Source organism: Streptomyces sp. NPDC058145, assembly GCF_042884245.1.
Lineage (GTDB): Bacteria > Actinomycetota > Actinomycetes > Streptomycetales > Streptomycetaceae > Streptomyces.
Genome location: NZ_JBHVUH010000009.1, coordinates 349,547 through 364,351, shown reverse-complemented (window position 1 = coordinate 364,351; position 14,805 = coordinate 349,547). Strand labels below are relative to the sequence as shown.

At 73.3% G+C, this 14,805-nt stretch carries 13 protein-coding genes; 8 read left to right on the top strand and 5 right to left on the bottom strand.

Features of this window, described 5'->3' with window-relative positions; translation table 11 throughout:
- Window positions 1-177: 177 nt before the first annotated feature.
- From moaA to ACFVVO_RS22610, 3 genes are all read right to left on the bottom strand, one after another.
- The gene (gene moaA, locus ACFVVO_RS22620) at window positions 178-1,167 is read right to left on the bottom strand and encodes a GTP 3',8-cyclase MoaA (protein ID WP_390057372.1); all 990 of its coding nucleotides are present in this window, start codon (window positions 1,165-1,167) and stop codon (window positions 178-180) included.
- A 155-nt stretch (window positions 1,168-1,322) separates the two neighbouring features.
- Window positions 1,323-2,948: a cation acetate symporter gene (locus ACFVVO_RS22615; RefSeq protein ID WP_390057371.1), complete on the bottom strand. Its 1,626-nt coding sequence runs from the start codon at window positions 2,946-2,948 to the stop codon at window positions 1,323-1,325.
- Complete coding sequence (locus tag ACFVVO_RS22610; RefSeq protein WP_390057370.1) at window positions 2,945-3,301, bottom strand: DUF485 domain-containing protein; 357 nt, start codon at window positions 3,299-3,301, stop codon at window positions 2,945-2,947. Before ACFVVO_RS22610 ends, ACFVVO_RS22615 begins: the two co-directional genes overlap by 4 nt.
- 285 nt (window positions 3,302-3,586) lie before the next feature.
- Here ACFVVO_RS22610 and ACFVVO_RS22605 point away from each other — a divergent pair, with 285 nt between their 5' ends.
- From ACFVVO_RS22605 to ACFVVO_RS22595, 3 genes are all read left to right on the top strand, one after another.
- Complete coding sequence (locus ACFVVO_RS22605; RefSeq protein ID WP_390057369.1) at window positions 3,587-5,113, top strand: S8 family serine peptidase; 1,527 nt, start codon at window positions 3,587-3,589, stop codon at window positions 5,111-5,113.
- A 102-nt stretch (window positions 5,114-5,215) separates the two neighbouring features.
- Entirely contained in the window at window positions 5,216-6,598 is a 1,383-nt protein-coding gene (locus ACFVVO_RS22600; protein ID WP_390057368.1) for a CoA transferase, read from the top strand.
- Window positions 6,599-6,698: 100 nt separating this feature from the next.
- The gene (locus ACFVVO_RS22595; RefSeq protein WP_390057367.1) at window positions 6,699-7,709 is read left to right on the top strand and encodes a CopD family protein; all 1,011 of its coding nucleotides are present in this window, start codon (window positions 6,699-6,701) and stop codon (window positions 7,707-7,709) included.
- A 182-nt stretch (window positions 7,710-7,891) separates the two neighbouring features.
- Here ACFVVO_RS22595 and ACFVVO_RS22590 read toward each other — a convergent pair whose 3' ends face one another.
- Window positions 7,892-8,938, bottom strand: a complete 1,047-nt coding sequence (locus ACFVVO_RS22590) for a zinc-dependent alcohol dehydrogenase family protein (protein ID WP_390057366.1) — start codon at window positions 8,936-8,938, stop codon at window positions 7,892-7,894.
- Window positions 8,939-9,061: 123 nt separating this feature from the next.
- Complete coding sequence (locus tag ACFVVO_RS22585; protein WP_390057365.1) at window positions 9,062-9,772, bottom strand: VIT family protein; 711 nt, start codon at window positions 9,770-9,772, stop codon at window positions 9,062-9,064.
- A 242-nt stretch (window positions 9,773-10,014) separates the two neighbouring features.
- Here ACFVVO_RS22585 and ACFVVO_RS22580 point away from each other — a divergent pair, with 242 nt between their 5' ends.
- The 5 genes from ACFVVO_RS22580 to ACFVVO_RS22560 all read left to right on the top strand — a co-directional run bounded on the left by ACFVVO_RS22580 (window position 10,015) and on the right by ACFVVO_RS22560 (window position 14,790).
- Window positions 10,015-11,001, top strand: coding sequence for a DEDDh family exonuclease (locus ACFVVO_RS22580; RefSeq protein WP_390057364.1), 987 nt, complete (start codon window positions 10,015-10,017; stop codon window positions 10,999-11,001).
- Window positions 11,002-11,080: 79 nt separating this feature from the next.
- Window positions 11,081-11,314, top strand: a complete 234-nt coding sequence (locus tag ACFVVO_RS22575; protein WP_390057363.1) for a hypothetical protein — start codon at window positions 11,081-11,083, stop codon at window positions 11,312-11,314.
- A 34-nt stretch (window positions 11,315-11,348) separates the two neighbouring features.
- Window positions 11,349-12,161 (top strand): SURF1 family protein, encoded by an 813-nt coding sequence (locus ACFVVO_RS22570; protein WP_390057362.1) that lies wholly within the window; start codon window positions 11,349-11,351, stop codon window positions 12,159-12,161.
- A gap of 83 nt (window positions 12,162-12,244) precedes the next feature.
- On the top strand, window positions 12,245-14,029 hold the full coding sequence (locus ACFVVO_RS22565) for a glycoside hydrolase family 15 protein (protein ID WP_390057361.1): 1,785 nt from the start codon (window positions 12,245-12,247) through the stop codon (window positions 14,027-14,029).
- 5 nt (window positions 14,030-14,034) lie between these two features.
- Window positions 14,035-14,790, top strand: a complete 756-nt coding sequence (locus ACFVVO_RS22560; protein WP_390057360.1) for an SDR family oxidoreductase — start codon at window positions 14,035-14,037, stop codon at window positions 14,788-14,790.
- The last annotated feature ends 15 nt before the right edge of the window (window positions 14,791-14,805 follow it).

Here is a 14,805-nt window from a genome sequence, read left to right as displayed (position 1 = left end):
ATTCCCGTCGTCGCCCGAAGGGCGGCCCTGCGGCGTCTGGTGCGTGCTCTCGGCGTGCCGGGCGGAAGTCCTCGTACTGGACGTACTTGGGCTTTCGCCCGGTGCGGCGAGTGGGGGTGCCCCCTCTGGGGGAGCGTGCCGGGCGTCGCGGGGCAGACGGGAATTTGACGACAGGCCCTAGCCGCCGATCGCCGACATCGGCCGGTCCGGCTGTACGAACGAGGGGTCGTCGAGGCCCGCTCCGGCCTTCTTGCCCCACATCGCCAGGCGCCAGACGCGGGCGATCTCCTCGTCGGGGGCGCCGGAGCGCAGGGCCGCTCGCAGGTCGGTCTCCTCGGTGGCGAACAGGCAGGTCCGTATCTGGCCGTCGGCCGTGAGACGGGTGCGGTCGCAGGCCGCGCAGAACGGGCGGGTGACCGAGGCGATCACGCCCACGCGGTGCGGGCCGCCGTCGACCAGCCAGCGCTCCGCCGGTGCCGAGCCGCGCTCGTCGGCGCCCTCGGGGGTGAGGTCGAAGCGGGTGCGCAGGGAGGTGAGGATGTCCCCGGCGGTCACCATGCCCTCGCGCTTCCAGCCGTGCTGGGCGTCGAGCGGCATCTGCTCGATGAAACGCAGCTCGTAGTCGTGCTCCACCGCCCAGGCCAGCAGATCCGGGGCCTCGTCGGCGTTGAGCCCCGGCATCAGGACCGAGTTGACCTTGACCGGGTCGAGGCCCGCCTCGCGGGCGGCCTCGAGGCCCTCCAGGACGTCCCGGTGGCGGTCGCGGCGGGTGAGGGTCTTGAAGACGTCCGGGCGGAGGGTGTCCAGGGAGACGTTGACCCGGTCCAGGCCCGCCGCCTTCAGGGCGGACGCGGTACGCCTGAGACCGATGCCGTTGGTGGTGAGGGACATCTGCGGCCGGGGCTCCAGGGCCGCGACGCGCTCGACGATCCCGGCCAGGCCGGGGCGCAGCAGGGGCTCGCCGCCGGTGAAGCGGACCTCCTCGATGCCGAGCAGGCGGACCGCGATGTCGATGAGGCGGACGAACTCGTCGTCCGTGAGCAGATCGGGCTTCGCCAGCCACTGCAGGCCCTCTTCGGGCATGCAGTAGGTGCAGCGCAGATTGCACCGGTCGGTCAGTGAGACCCGCAGGTCGGTGGCGACTCGGCCGTAGGTGTCGATGAGCACGTGGGCCCCCTCCCTCGATACCGCATCATCATTCTCCGTCACCTGCGAGCCTACGTGAGAGCACGGACAACCGTGGTGGCGCGATCCCACGAGGCACGGCGAGGCCGCGTCGTAGGACCGTACGATCCCGTACGACGCGGCCGTCGTCCCGAAGGTCAGTGCGCTCCCGTGCCGGTCAGGGACCGCACCTCCAGCTCCGCGTACTTCCCGGCGTCCGGGACCTCCTTGGAGAGCAGCGTGCCCACGGCGCCCAGCAGGAAGCCGACCGGGATCGAGATGATGCCCGGGTTCTCCAGCGGGAACCAGTGGAAGTCGGCGTCCGGGAACATCGAGGTCGGCTTGCCGGACACCACCGGCGAGAACAGCACGAGGCCGACCGCCGTGACCAGGCCGCCGTAGATCGACCACAGGGCGCCCGAGGTGGTGAACCGCTTCCAGAACAGGCTGTAGAGGATGGTCGGCAGGTTGGCGGAGGCGGCGACCGCGAAGGCGAGGGCGACCAGGCCGGCCACGTTCAGGTCGCGGGCCATGGCGCCGAGCAGGATGGAGACGGCGCCGATGCCGACGGTGGCCCAGCGGGCCGCGCCGAGCTCCTGTTTCTCGGTGGCCTGTCCCTTCTTGATGACGTTGGCGTAGATGTCGTGGGCGAAGGAGGACGACGAGGCCAGGGTGAGGCCGGCGACCACCGCCAGGATGGTGGCGAAGGCGACGGCCGAGATGGTGGCGAGCAGGATCGCGCCCCAGCTGGAGTCCACTCCGCCCAGGTGCAGGGCGAGGAGCGGGGCGGCGGTGTTGCCCGCCTTGTTGGAGGCGATGATCTCGTCCGGTTTGATCAGCGCGGCCGCGCCGAAGCCGAGGGCGAGGGTCATCAGGTAGAAGGCGCCGATCAGGCCGATCGCCCAGATGACGGACTTGCGGGCGGCCTTGGCGGTCGGGACCGTGTAGAAACGGATCAGGATGTGCGGCAGGCCCGCGGTGCCGAGGACCAGGGCGATGCCGAGGGAGATGAAGTCCAGCTTGGTGGTGCCGGTGCCGCCGTACTTCAGGCCGGGCTCCAGGAAGGCCGAGCCCTTGGCGCTGTTGTCGGCGGCCTTGCCGAGCAGGTCGGAGATGTTGAAGTGGAACTTCAGCAGGACCAGGAAGGTCAGCAGCACGGCGCCCAGGATCAATAGCACCGCCTTGACCATCTGGACCCAGGTGGTGCCCTTCATGCCGCCGATGGTGACGTACACGATCATCAGGACGCCGACCAGGGCGACGATGCCGATCTTGCCGCCGTCGCTGGTGATGCCGAGCAGCAGCGAGACGAGTACGCCGGCGCCGGCCATCTGGGCGAGCAGGTAGAAGATCGACACGACGATGGTGGAGACGCCGGCCGCGGTACGGACGGGCCGCTGGCGCATCCGGTAGGCCAGGACGTCGCCCATCGTGTAGCGGCCGGAGTTGCGCAGCGGCTCGGCGACCAGGAGGAGGGCGACCAGCCAGGCGACAAGGAAGCCGATGGAGTACAGGAAGCCGTCGTAGCCGAAGAGGGCGATGGCGCCGGCGATGCCGAGGAAGGACGCGGCGGACATGTAGTCGCCGGAGACGGCCAGGCCGTTCTGGAAGCCGGTGAACTGCCGTCCGCCGGCGTAGAAGTCGGCGGCGTCCCTGGTCTGCCGGCCGGCCCAGACGGTGATCACGAGGGTCGCGGCGACGAACACCGCGAACAGGGTGATGATCAGCGTCCGGTGCTCACTGGCCTCGCCGGCGGCGAGCAGGGTGTGCTGTGCGGGGCTCATGCTCCGCCCTCCATCCGGGACTTGATGGCCTCGGCCCGCGGGTCGAGCTTGGCGGCGGCGTGCCGCGCGTACCACCAGGCGATGAGGAACGTGGTGAGGAACTGCGCGATGCCCAGGACGAGGGCCACGTTGATGTTGCCGGCCACCTTGGTGCCCATGAAGCCGCCCGCGTAGCAGGAGAGCAGCACGTACAGCAGGTACCAGGTGATGAAGGCGATGGTCAGGGGGAACGCGAAGGAGCGGTTGGCGCGGCGCAACTCGCCGAACTCCGCGCTCTGCTGGACCTCGACGAACTCCTCGGTGGAGGGAAGGTGGGCTTGCGGTTTCGCGGGTGGCGGTGTCTCGGTGGCCACGGGTTCTCCTCGCGTCGGCATGCGCTGGGTCGACCTCACACGAACAAGGGATCACGTTACCGGCCGTCGTCGGTCGACTCCGGTGTGTGATTCCGGTGGGGGCCCACGAGCGGGACGGGCCCTCCGTCCACGGTCACGGCGCCGCGCGCGGACCGGTTCAAGTCGGCCTGCCTCTTTCGGAGATCAGATCGGGGAGATAGCTTCGGCCTGCACCACCCGTCATGTACGCGCCCGAGCACCACCTGTGTCTCGGGCGGTTCCGTATCCGGATGATGTGGAGATCCCATGGTTCATCTGCGCTCCAGACGCCGGCTGGCACTCGCCGTGCCGGTCGTGCTCTCACTGACCGCCTCGCTCGGTTTCCTGCCGACGGCGGCCTCGGCGGCGACCGAGGTGGCCACTACGGCACGGGCGGCGGACGGCCCGGCCCTGGCGTACGTGGTCAACACCAGGACGGACCACCGCACGATCGAGTCGGTGGAGCGAGCGATATCGCGCAACGGCGGCACCATCGTGGCGAGTTACGCCCGGATCGGGGTGATCGTCGCGCACTCCGCGCAGGCGGACTTCGGCGAGCGGATGCGCGCGGTGCGCGGGGTGCAGTCCGCGGGCGCCACCCGCACCGCCCCGCTGAGCGCGGCGGGGACGACGGACGAGGGCGCGGTCCAGGTCCTGTCGAAGGCGGAGGCCGCGAAGGTCGCCCGGGGCGCGGCGGCGGGCGAGGAGCCCCTCGAGGCCGACCAGTGGGACCTGCGGTCGATCGGCGCCGACAAGGCCGCGACGATCAACCCGGGCAGCCGGAGCGTGACCGTCGGTGTGATCGACACCGGCGTCGACGACACCCACCCGGACATCGCCCCGAACTTCTCCGCGTCGCAGTCGGCGAACTGTGTGAGCGGCAAGGCGGACACGACGTACGGCGCCTGGCGGCCGGCGGACGCCGACCACTACCACGGCACGCATGTCGCGGGCGAGATAGCCGCGGCCCGCAACGGCATAGGCGTGGCCGGCGTGGCGCCCGGGGTGAAGGTCGCGAGCATCACGGTGGCCCAGCCGGACTCCACCCAGCTGTTCTACCCGGAGAGCGTGGTCTGCGCCTTCGTGTTCGCGGCGGACCACGGCATCGAGGTCACCAACAACAGCTACTACGTCGACCCGTGGCTGTACAACTGCATGGACGACCCCGACCAGCGCGCCATCGTCGACGCGGTCAACCGGGCGCAGTCGTACGCACAGCGCAGGGGCACGCTCAACGTGGCCTCGGCGGGCAACTCCAACGACGACCTCGACTCCGACGCGATCGTGGACGACTCCAGCCCGGACGACTCGACCGCCACCACCCGGACGGTCGACCCGCACAAGTGCTTCGACGTGCCGACCCAGATGCCCGGCGTGGTCACCGTGAGCGCCGTGGGCGTCAAGGGCGCCAAGTCGTACTACTCCAGCTACGGCCAGGGCGTGGTCGACGTGGCGGGACCGGGCGGCGACAAGTACCAGATCCCGGACACGCCGTCGAAGAACGGCCGCATCCTGTCCACGCTGCCGAACAACCAGTACGGCTTCCTCCAGGGCACCTCGATGGCGTCCCCGCACGTGGCCGCCGTGGCCGCGCTGCTGAAGTCGGCACACCGGCACGCCACCCCGGCCCAGCTTCAGGCGCTGCTCAAGGCGCAGGCGGACAACCCGGGTTGCCCGGCCGGCCCGTACGACGGGGACGGCGACGGGGTCGTGGACGCGACCTGTGTCGGCGGCAAGCGCGTCAACGGCTTCTACGGGTTCGGGATCGTCAACGCGCTGCGCGCGGTCGACTGACCGTTCCCCGCGCACGGGTGCCGCCGGAGGGTTTCCGGCGGCACCCGCCTGGCCACGGTCCCAGGTTCAACATTGATTGAGTCAATAATGCATAGTGCAGTCATGACGGAAATCAAGTTCGCCTGGACCGCGCTGGGCGGTGACCCCGCCCTGGTGTCGCGTGTGTCGGTCGTCGAGCGCGAGGGCGTGCTGCCGGCGCGGCTGCCGGTGAGTCGGCTGGCGCGCGCGTGCGTCGGCGCGTGCGCGCTGGCCGCCGCCGAGCTGGGGGCGCGACGGGCCGGACTCGACCGGATGCCGAGGGCCGAGGTGGACGACGGCGCGGTCGCCGCCGCGTTCCACAGTGAGCGGCTGCTGCGGGTGGACGGCCGGGCACCGGTCGCCTTCGCGCCGTTGTCCCGGTTCTGGCGGACCGCCGACGGCTGGGTGCGCACCCACGCCAACTACCCGCACCACCGGACCCGGTTGCTGCGCGCGCTGGGCCTGCCCGAGGACGTCCCGGTGGCGGAGGCGGGCGCGCGGATCGCCGAACGGGCCGCCCTGGAGGTGGAGGACACGGTCCACCGCGCCGGCGGTCTCGCCGTGGCCCTGCGCACCCCGCGGGAGTGGGCGGCGCACGGACAGGCCGCCGAGGTGGCCGCGCGGCCGCTGGTCGAACGCGAGCGGCTGGACACGTCCCCCGCGCGCGTGCCGCCCCCGCTCGACCCGGCCGCGGCCCGGCTGCTGCCCGCCGCCGGGCTGCGTGTCCTGGATCTGACCCGGGTGCTGGCCGGGCCGGTCGCCACCCGCACGCTCGCGCTGCTCGGCGCGGACGTACTGCGTCTGGACTCCCCGCGCTCGCCCGAACTCCCCGACCAGCACGCCGACACGGGGTTCGGCAAGCGCTCGGCCACCCTCGACCTCGCCACCGGCCGGGACACCCTCGAGGAGCTGCTGGCCGCGGCGGACGTCGTCGTGACCGGCTACCGGCCCGGCGCCCTGGACCGGTTCGGGCTCTCCCCCGAGGCGCTGGCGGAGCGGCACCCCGGGCTGGTGGTGGCGCAGGTGTCGGCGTGGGGCGCGTACGGGCCCTGGGGCGGGCGGCGCGGCTTCGACAGCCTGGTGCAGGCCGCGACCGGCGTCGCGGTGACCGAGGGCTCGGCCGAGCGGCCCGGCGCGCTGCCCGCGCAGGCCCTGGACCACGGCACCGGGTACCTGCTGGCGGCGGCCGTACTGCGGGCGGTGACCGAGCAGTCGTACGACGGGGGCGGCCGGCTGGTCCGGCTGGCGCTCGCCCGTACCGCGCACTGGCTGACGGACGGGATGCCGCCCACCCGTGCCGGGGGCGGCGGTGCCGGGTACGAGGGCCCGGACGCCTGGCTGGCGGAGACCGGCAGCCGGCTCGGGCTGCTGCGGCACGCCCTGCCACCGGTGTCCTTCACGGGCGGTCCGGCCGGCTGGGCGCGGCCCCCGGTGCCCTGGGGGTCGGACCCCGCGCGCTGGGGATGAGCCCGGGGACGGCCGGAAACGTGCGTACCGGCGAGGTGGCGTGGCACCAGTTGTTCTCCCGGACTTGCCCGGTTCCCGGCCAGCTGGCGAGGATCACGGGGTGACCTCGATACGACCGGCCGCCGGGGCCGCCGAAGCGGACGGCGCGGCGCACGGGACCGGCACCGGCCGGGCCGTGGCCGTGCTGGTCCTGGTGGCCCTGGCGGCACTGATCCCGCTGTTCGGGCCGTCCGCCGCGCTGCACGGCACCGGGGAGGCCGCCGCGCCCGGGGCGGGCGGCATCGCGCTGCTGCGCGGGGTGCTGTTCGCCGCCCTGTGCGTCCCGCTGGGCGAGCTGTTCGTGCTCCGGCTCGCCCGGCGGCTGCCCGGTGCCCCCGCGGGACGGCCGCCAAGCTGGGCGCCGGCCGCGAACGCGGCCGGTTTCGTCGCTGCGCTGGCGCTGGCCGCGGTGGTCTCCGCCGGCAATCTGATCCCGCACGGCCCGGGCCAGATCGACGTCGGCGGTCTGTACGACTCCCGGGACGGCAGGCTGGCGCTGCTGGAGGTCAACGCCTTCCTGCTGGCGGGGCTGTGCGCGCTCGCCCGCCGGCCTGCGGCCCAGGTGTGGCCGCTGGCCGCGGTGGTGGTCGCGGAGGCGCTGCGCGCGCACCCCACGACCGAGCAGAGCCCGCTGACCGGCTCCGGTCTGACGCTGGTTCACCTGACCTGCGCGTCGCTGTGGGCGGGCGGGCTGCTGCACGCGCTGCGGACCGTGCGGCGGTGGCGCGGCGACGCGGCCGGGCCCCTGCTGCTGGGGCTGTACGCGCGCGTGGCGGCCGTACTGCTCGCCGCCCTCACGGCGACCGGTGTGTGGAGCTCGCTGCGGCGCATGCCGGCGGCGACGGTCCTGGACCAGCTCACGACGACGGCCTACGGGCGCACCCTGCTGGCCAAGGTGATCCTGGTCGCCGTCGTCGCCGGGTTCGCCCTGTGGGCGCGGATCCGGCTGAGCCGCGCGGCCGACCCGCTGACCGCGTACGCCCCGGCGCGGGCCGAGGTGACCGCCCTGGGCGCGGTGGTCGTGGTCTCGGGCCTGCTCACGGCTGTGCCGTTGCCGATCCGCTGGTCCTAGCCGCCTGCCGGCCGGGTGCTAGTGCTGTGGCCGGAAAGGTTTGCCGGGAGGCTCGCGGCGTCCGGTGCGGTGCGTCGCAAGGCGGAGCATCGCCCGCGTACTGGATGTACTCGGGTGATGCGACAACGCGGCGAGGTGCCGTGCCGGGCGTCGCGAGCCGGTGAACCCTTCCGGTCGCAGCACTAGCCGTTGGTGACGAGCACCTTGAGGGCGGTGCGCTCGTCCATCGCCTTGTAGCCGTCCGGGACGCCCTCGATGCCGACGGTCAGGTCGAACACCGGCGAGGGGTCGATGGTGCCGTCGAGGACGTCGGGCAGCAGGTCGGGGATGTAGGCGCGGACCGGCGCGACACCACCGCGCAGGGCGATGTTCCGGTCGAACATGACGCCGAGGTCCAGTCCGGTGCCGCTGCCGTGCGGCACGCCGACGAAGCCGATGGCGCCGCCGTCGCGGGTGATGTTCACGGCCGTCCGCATGGACTGCTCGGTGCCGACCGCCTCGACCACGGCGTGCGCGCCCTGACCCCGGGTCAGCTCGCGCACGGCTTCCACGGCCGCGTCCCCGCGCTCGGCGACGACGTCGGTGGCGCCGAAGCGGCGCGCGATGTCGGTGCGGACCTCGTGCCGCCCGAGCGCGATGATCCGCTCGGCGCCGAGCCGCTTGGCGGCCAGCACGGCGCACAGGCCGACGGCGCCGTCGCCGACCACGGCGACCGTGGCGCCCGGGCGGGCGCCCGCGCCGAGGGCCGCGTGGTGGCCGGTGCCGAGCACGTCGGAGAGGGTCAGCAGGGCGGACAGCAGATGGTCGTCGGAGGCGGCGTCCTTGGGCAGCCGGACGAGGGTGCCGTCGGCGAACGGCACGCGCACGGCCTCGCCCTGGCCGCCGTCGTAACCGACGGAGCCCCAGAAGCCGCCGTGCTCGCAGGAGGTCGTCAGGCCCTCGCGGCAGTGGTCGCAGACGCCGTCGGACCACATGAAGGGGGCGACCACCAGGTCGCCGCGCCGGACGGTGGACACCTCGGAGCCGGTCTCCTCGACGACGCCGAGGAACTCGTGGCCGATGCGCTGACCGGGCTGCCGGGCCGCCTCGCCGCGGTAGGCCCACAGGTCGCTGCCGCAGATGCAGGCGCGCAGCACCCGCACCACGGCGTCGGTGGGCAGCTGCACCACGGGTTCGGGGACGTCCTCCACGCGCATGTCGAACGGGGCGTGGATGGTGGTGGCGCGCATGGCGAGGGTCCTTCTCGTGCGAGGTGTCGTGCGGTGCGCCCGGGGGGTGGTCGAGCGCACCTCACGGTACGTCCTGGTGACGGCGGGCCGCGCGGGCGGGGCCCGGACCCGCTCGCCGGCCGGCTACGCCCCCACCGCGCCCAGCAGTGTCCCGGCCACGTACGTCACCCCCATCGCGAGGGCGCCGCCCGCCGCGTTCCGCAGTACCGCGCGGCCGGGCGAGGCGGCGCCGAGCCGGGCGCTGCTCCAGCCGGTGAGCACGAGCGCGGCCAGCACGGAGAGCACGGTGACCGGAAGCCGCCAGCCGGCCGGCGGCAGGACGATCGCCAGCAGCGGCAGCAGGGCGCCCACGGTGAAGGCCAGGAAGCTCGCCCAGGCCGCGTGCCAGGGGTTGGTGAGCTCGTCCGGGTCGATGCCCAGTTCCACGCGCGCGTGTGCCCTCAGCGCGTCCCGCTCGGTGAGCTGCTCGGCGGCCTCCCGGGCGACCTCGCGGGACAGCCCGCGCTCCTCGAGCATCTGGGTCAGCTCCGCCAGTTCCGCGGCCGGCTGCTCGCGCAGCTCCCGCCGTTCCAGGGCCAGCGCGGCCTTCTCCGAGTCCCGCTGGGTGGACACCGACACGTACTCCCCGGCCGCCATCGACATCGACCCGGCGAGCAGGCCGGCCAGGCCCGCGGTGAGCAGGGCGGCGCGGGAGTCGGTCGCGCCGGCCACGCCGACGACGAGGCCCGCGGTGGACACGATGCCGTCGTTCGCGCCGAGGACGGCCGCCCGCAGCCAGTTCAGCCGGGAGCCCAGCGCGCCACCGTGCGTCTCGTCATGGGTAGGTTCCGTCACAGCAGGGAGAATCGCACAGCCGCGGCCGCGCCGGCGCCCCGCCGGAACCCGTGCCGCCGCTCCCCGGCGTACTCCGCCACCGGCGCGCCGAGTTCGGGCACGGCCGCGGGAACTGCCGCACGTCCGGGGCGGGTTCGCGGCACGCACACGTGTGCGGCCGCCGAGCGGGCGGACGGGCCCGGGGCGCCGCCGCCGGACCTGGGGGACGGCGCTGTCGGTCGTGGCCCGTATCCTCAGTGACCATGCTCGAAGACCGTGCGACCGCAGTGTCCTCCGCCACCCGGTGGCCGGCCGCGTATCCGCAGGGATACGCGGTCGTTGACGTGGAGACCACCGGCCTGGCCCGGGACGACCGGATCATCTCCGCGGCCGTGTACCGGCTGGACGCGCGCGGCGAGGTCGAGGACCACTGGTACACGCTGGTCAACCCGGAGCGCGATCCGGGACCGGTGTGGATACACGGCCTGACGAGCGAGGTGCTCGAAGGGGCGCCGCTGTTCGGGGAGGTGGCGGAGGAGTTCGCGGCCCGTCTCGACGGCCGGGTGCTCGTCGCGCACAACGCGGTCTTCGACTGGCAGATGATCGCGCGCGAGTACGCACGCGCGCGGCGCGAGGCACCGGTGCGTCAGCGGCTGTGCACCATCGCGCTGTCGAAGGAGCTGGGGCTGCCGCTGCCCAACTTCAAGCTGGAGTCGCTGGCCGCGCACTTCGGGGTGGTCCAGCAGCGGGCGCACCACGCGCTGGACGACGCGCGGGTGCTCGCCGAGGCGTTCCGGCCCAGTCTGCGGGCCGCGGCGGCGGGCGAGGTACGGCTTCCGCTGCTGGAGTGCCGTCCGCTGACGGAGTGGTCGGACACCCCCCGGATCGGCCGGCAGGCGAGCGGCGGCTACGGCGGCCAGAGCTACGGCGGTTGGCGCCCGTCCCGGAAGCGGCCCGCCTGCCCCTACCCCAACCCCGGGCGCTACGAAGCGGGCAGACGCCTCAAACAGGGCATGCGGGTGGCCTTCTCGGGAGACACCTCCACCGAGCGGGAGCTGCTGGAGGACCGGGCGACCGAGGCCGGGCTGCACGTGGCGACGAGCCTGTCCCGGCTGACCAGCCTGCTGGTCACCAACGACCCCGGCTCGGGCACCTCGAAGGTGGTCAAGGCACGGCAGTTCGGGACGCCGGTGGTCGACGAGGCCGCGTTCGGACAGCTGCTGCGGGACGTCGAGCCCGCCGACGGGTGACCGTACGGACGGGTGATTGGCGCGCGACTCGCCCCGCGCCCGCTCGCCCGGGGGTCGGCCACGGCTCACGCTGTGCCCCATGGCGACATGTGAAGTATGCGGCAACAACTACGGAATGACCTTCGAGGTGCACGCGCAGGGCTCCGTGCACGTGTTCGACTGCTTCTCCTGCGCGATCCACCGCATGGCCCCGATCTGCGAGCACTGCCGGGTGCAGATCATCGGGCAGGGCGTGGAGGTCGAGGGCCACTGGTTCTGCGGCGCGCACTGCGCCCGGGCGGAGGGGAAGACGGGGGTGGTGGACCGGGTGTGACCCGGTACCCGCCCGAATGCACCCCACGGCCCGGATGTACCGTCGTGGGGTGCACCGCTACCGCTTCCTGCTGACCCGCCAGTGGGTGATCCTCACCATCATCGCGATCGCGCTGATCCCGACGATGATCAAGCTGGGCTTCTGGCAGCAGCACCGGTACCAGGAGCGCACCGCCCGCAACGACCTCGTCTCCCAGGCGCTGCACGCCGAGCCCGTCCCCGTGGAACGGCTCACCTCCCCCGGTCACTCCGTGACCCGCGCCGAGAAGTACCGCACGGTCACCGCGACCGGCGCCTTCGACGCCTCCCGGGAGGTGGTGGTACGGCGCCGGACGAACTCCGACGGCGAGGTCGGCTTCCACGTCCTGACCCCGTTCGTCCTGACCGACGGCCGGGTGCTGCTGGTCAACCGGGGCTGGATCCCGGCGAACGGCGTACAGACCGACTTCCCCGAGGTACCCGCGCCGCCCGCGGGCCGGCTCACCCTCACCGGGCGGCTGGAGGCCGACGAGACGACCTCGGCGAGCGGCATCAAGAACGTCAAGGGCCTGCCGGACCGGCAGATCATGCTGATCAACAGCGCCGAGGAGGCGCGGCGGCTCGGCGCGAAGGTGCTCGGCGGCTACGTCGAGCAGACGGCGCCCGCGGCCAGGGGCGGCACCCCGGAGCAGATCTCCGACCCGGGCAGCGAGGACGCCCCGCTGAACTACGCGTACATGCTCCAGTGGTGGCTGTTCGCCGCGGCCGTCCCGGTCGGCTGGTGGTTCCTGGTCCGGCGCGAGATCCGGGACCAGGACGAGGCGGCCGCCGTGTCGGCGCCGGAGGAGAGCGAGCCGGCCACCGTGTGACGGCCCCGGTCTTCGGGGACGGCCGTCACTCCCCCGGGCGCACCACCTGATTGGCCGCGCGAGCCCCCGGGAAACCGCATGCTGTGAACGAGCGCATCGAGGACTACGCCGTCATCGGGGACGAGCAGACCGCGGCCCTGGTCGGCCGGGACGGCTCGATCGACTGGCTGTGTCTGCCCCGCTTCGACTCCGGCGCCTGCTTCGCCAGGCTCCTGGGCGACGAGGAGAACGGCCACTGGCGGATCGCGCCGAAGGGCGCGGGCATGTGCACCCGCCGCGCCTACCGGCCGGACACCCTGGTCCTCGACACCGAGTGGGACACCGCCGAGGGCACCGTGCGGGTGACCGATCTGATGCCGCAGCGCGACCGCGCCCCCGACGTCGTACGGATCGTGGAGGGCGTCAGCGGGCGGGTCACCGTGCGCAGCATGCTGCGCCTGCGCTTCGACTACGGCTCGATCATTCCGTGGATGCGCCGCTCCGACGGCCACCGGGTGGCCGTCGCCGGACCGGACTCGGTGTGGCTGCGCGCCGAACCCCATGTGCGCATGTGGGGCGAGGACTTCTGCACCCACGCGGAGTTCACCCTCGCCGAGGGCGAGCGGGTCGCGTTCGTGCTGACCTGGCACCCCTCGCACGAACCGCGTCCCGCGCTCGTCGACCCCTACGCGGTGCTGAGCACCAGCGTGCGGGACTGGCGGCGCTGGACGGCCCACTGCCGCTACGACGGGCCGCACCGGGACGCCGTCGTACGGTCCCTGATCACCCTCAAGGCGCTCACCTACGCCCCGACCGGCGGGATCGTCGCCGCGGCCACCACCTCCCTGCCCGAGGAACCGGGCGGGGTGCGCAACTGGGACTACCGGTACTGCTGGCTGCGCGACTCCACCCTCACCCTGGGCGCCCTGCTGGCCGCCGGCTACCACGGCGAGGCCGAGGCCTGGCGCGACTGGCTGCTGCGGGCGGTCGCGGGCGACCCGGCCGACCTGCAGATCATGTACGGCGTGGCGGGCGAGCGGCGGCTGCCGGAGTGGGAGCTGCCCTGGCTGCCCGGCTTCGCCGACTCCGCGCCGGTGCGGGTCGGCAACGGCGCCGTCGACCAGCTCCAGCTCGACGTGTACGGCGAGGTCATGGACTCGCTGTTCCTGGCCCGCGCCTCGGGCCTGTCCACCAAGCCGCACATGTGGTCGCTGCAGTGCGCGCTGATGACGTTCCTGCAGTCGGCCTGGCGGCAGCCCGACGAGGGTCTGTGGGAGGTGCGCGGCGGCCGGCGCCACTTCGTGCACTCGAAGGTGATGGTGTGGGTGGCCGCCGACCGCGCCGTACGGACCCTGGAGCGGTACCCGGAGCTGACCGGTGACCTCGACGGCTGGCGGGCCATGCGCGACGAGGCGCACCGGGAGGTGTGCGAGCAGGGGTACGACCCCGAGCGCAACACCTTCACCCAGTACTACGGCTCGCGCGAACTGGACGCCGCCCTGCTGCTGATCCCCCACGTCGGCTTCCTGCCGCCCGACGACCCGCGGGTGATCGGCACGGTCGACGCGATCCGGGACGACCTGGACCACGGCGGGCTGATCCGCCGCTACGACACCGACGCGGTCGGCGTCGACGGCATGCCGGGCGGCGAGGGCGCCTTCCTGGCCTGCTCGTTCTGGCTCGCCCAGGCCCTGCACATGACGGGCCGCGCGGAGGAGGCACGGGAGCTGTTCGAGAGGCTGGTGGGCCTCGCCAACGACGTGGGGCTGCTCGCGGAGGAGTACGACCGGGAACTGGGCCGCCAGCTCGGCAACTTCCCGCAGGCGTTCAGCCACATCGCGCTGGTGAACACCGCCCTCGTCCTGTTCGGGGGCGAGGAGGCAGGATAGGTGCCATGGATCTTGGACTGAAGGACCGGGTGTACGTCGTCACCGGCGCGACGAGGGGGCTGGGCAACGCCGCCGCGCGGGAGCTGGTCGCCGACGGGGCGAAGGTGGTCGTCACCGGCCGTGACGAGAAGCGGGTCGCCGACGCGGCGGCCGAACTGGGCCCGAACGCGGTGGGCGTGGCCGTCGACAACGCCGACCCGGGGGCCGCCGAGCGGCTGATCGCGGCTGCCCGGGAGCACTTCGGCGGCTGCCACGGCGTTCTGGTCAGCGTCGGCGGGCCGGCGCCGGGGTTCGTCTCAGACAACACGGACGAGCAGTGGCGGGACGCGTTCGAGTCGGTGTTCCTCGGCGCGGTGCGGTTCGCCCGCACCGCGGCGGCCGAACTTCAGCCGGGCGGCGTCATCGGGTTCGTGCTGTCCGGGTCGGTGCACGAGCCCATCGCGGGGCTGACCATCTCCAACGGGCTGCGGCCGGGGCTCGCCGGGTTCGCGAAGTCCGTCTCCGACGAACTGGGGCCGCGGGGCATCCGCGTCGTGGGTCTGCTGCCGGGCCGTATCGACACGGACCGGGTGCGTGAGCTGGACTCGCTGTCCGCCGATCCCGAGGCGACCCGGGCGGCCAGCGAGTCCCGGATCCCGCTGCGCCGGTACGGGGCGCCGGAGGAGTTCGGCAGGGTCGCGGCGTTCCTGCTGTCCCCGGCGGCCTCCTACCTGACCGGGATCATGGTGCCGGTGGACGGCGGGATGCGGCACGGATTCTGAGGTCCGGCGCGACCG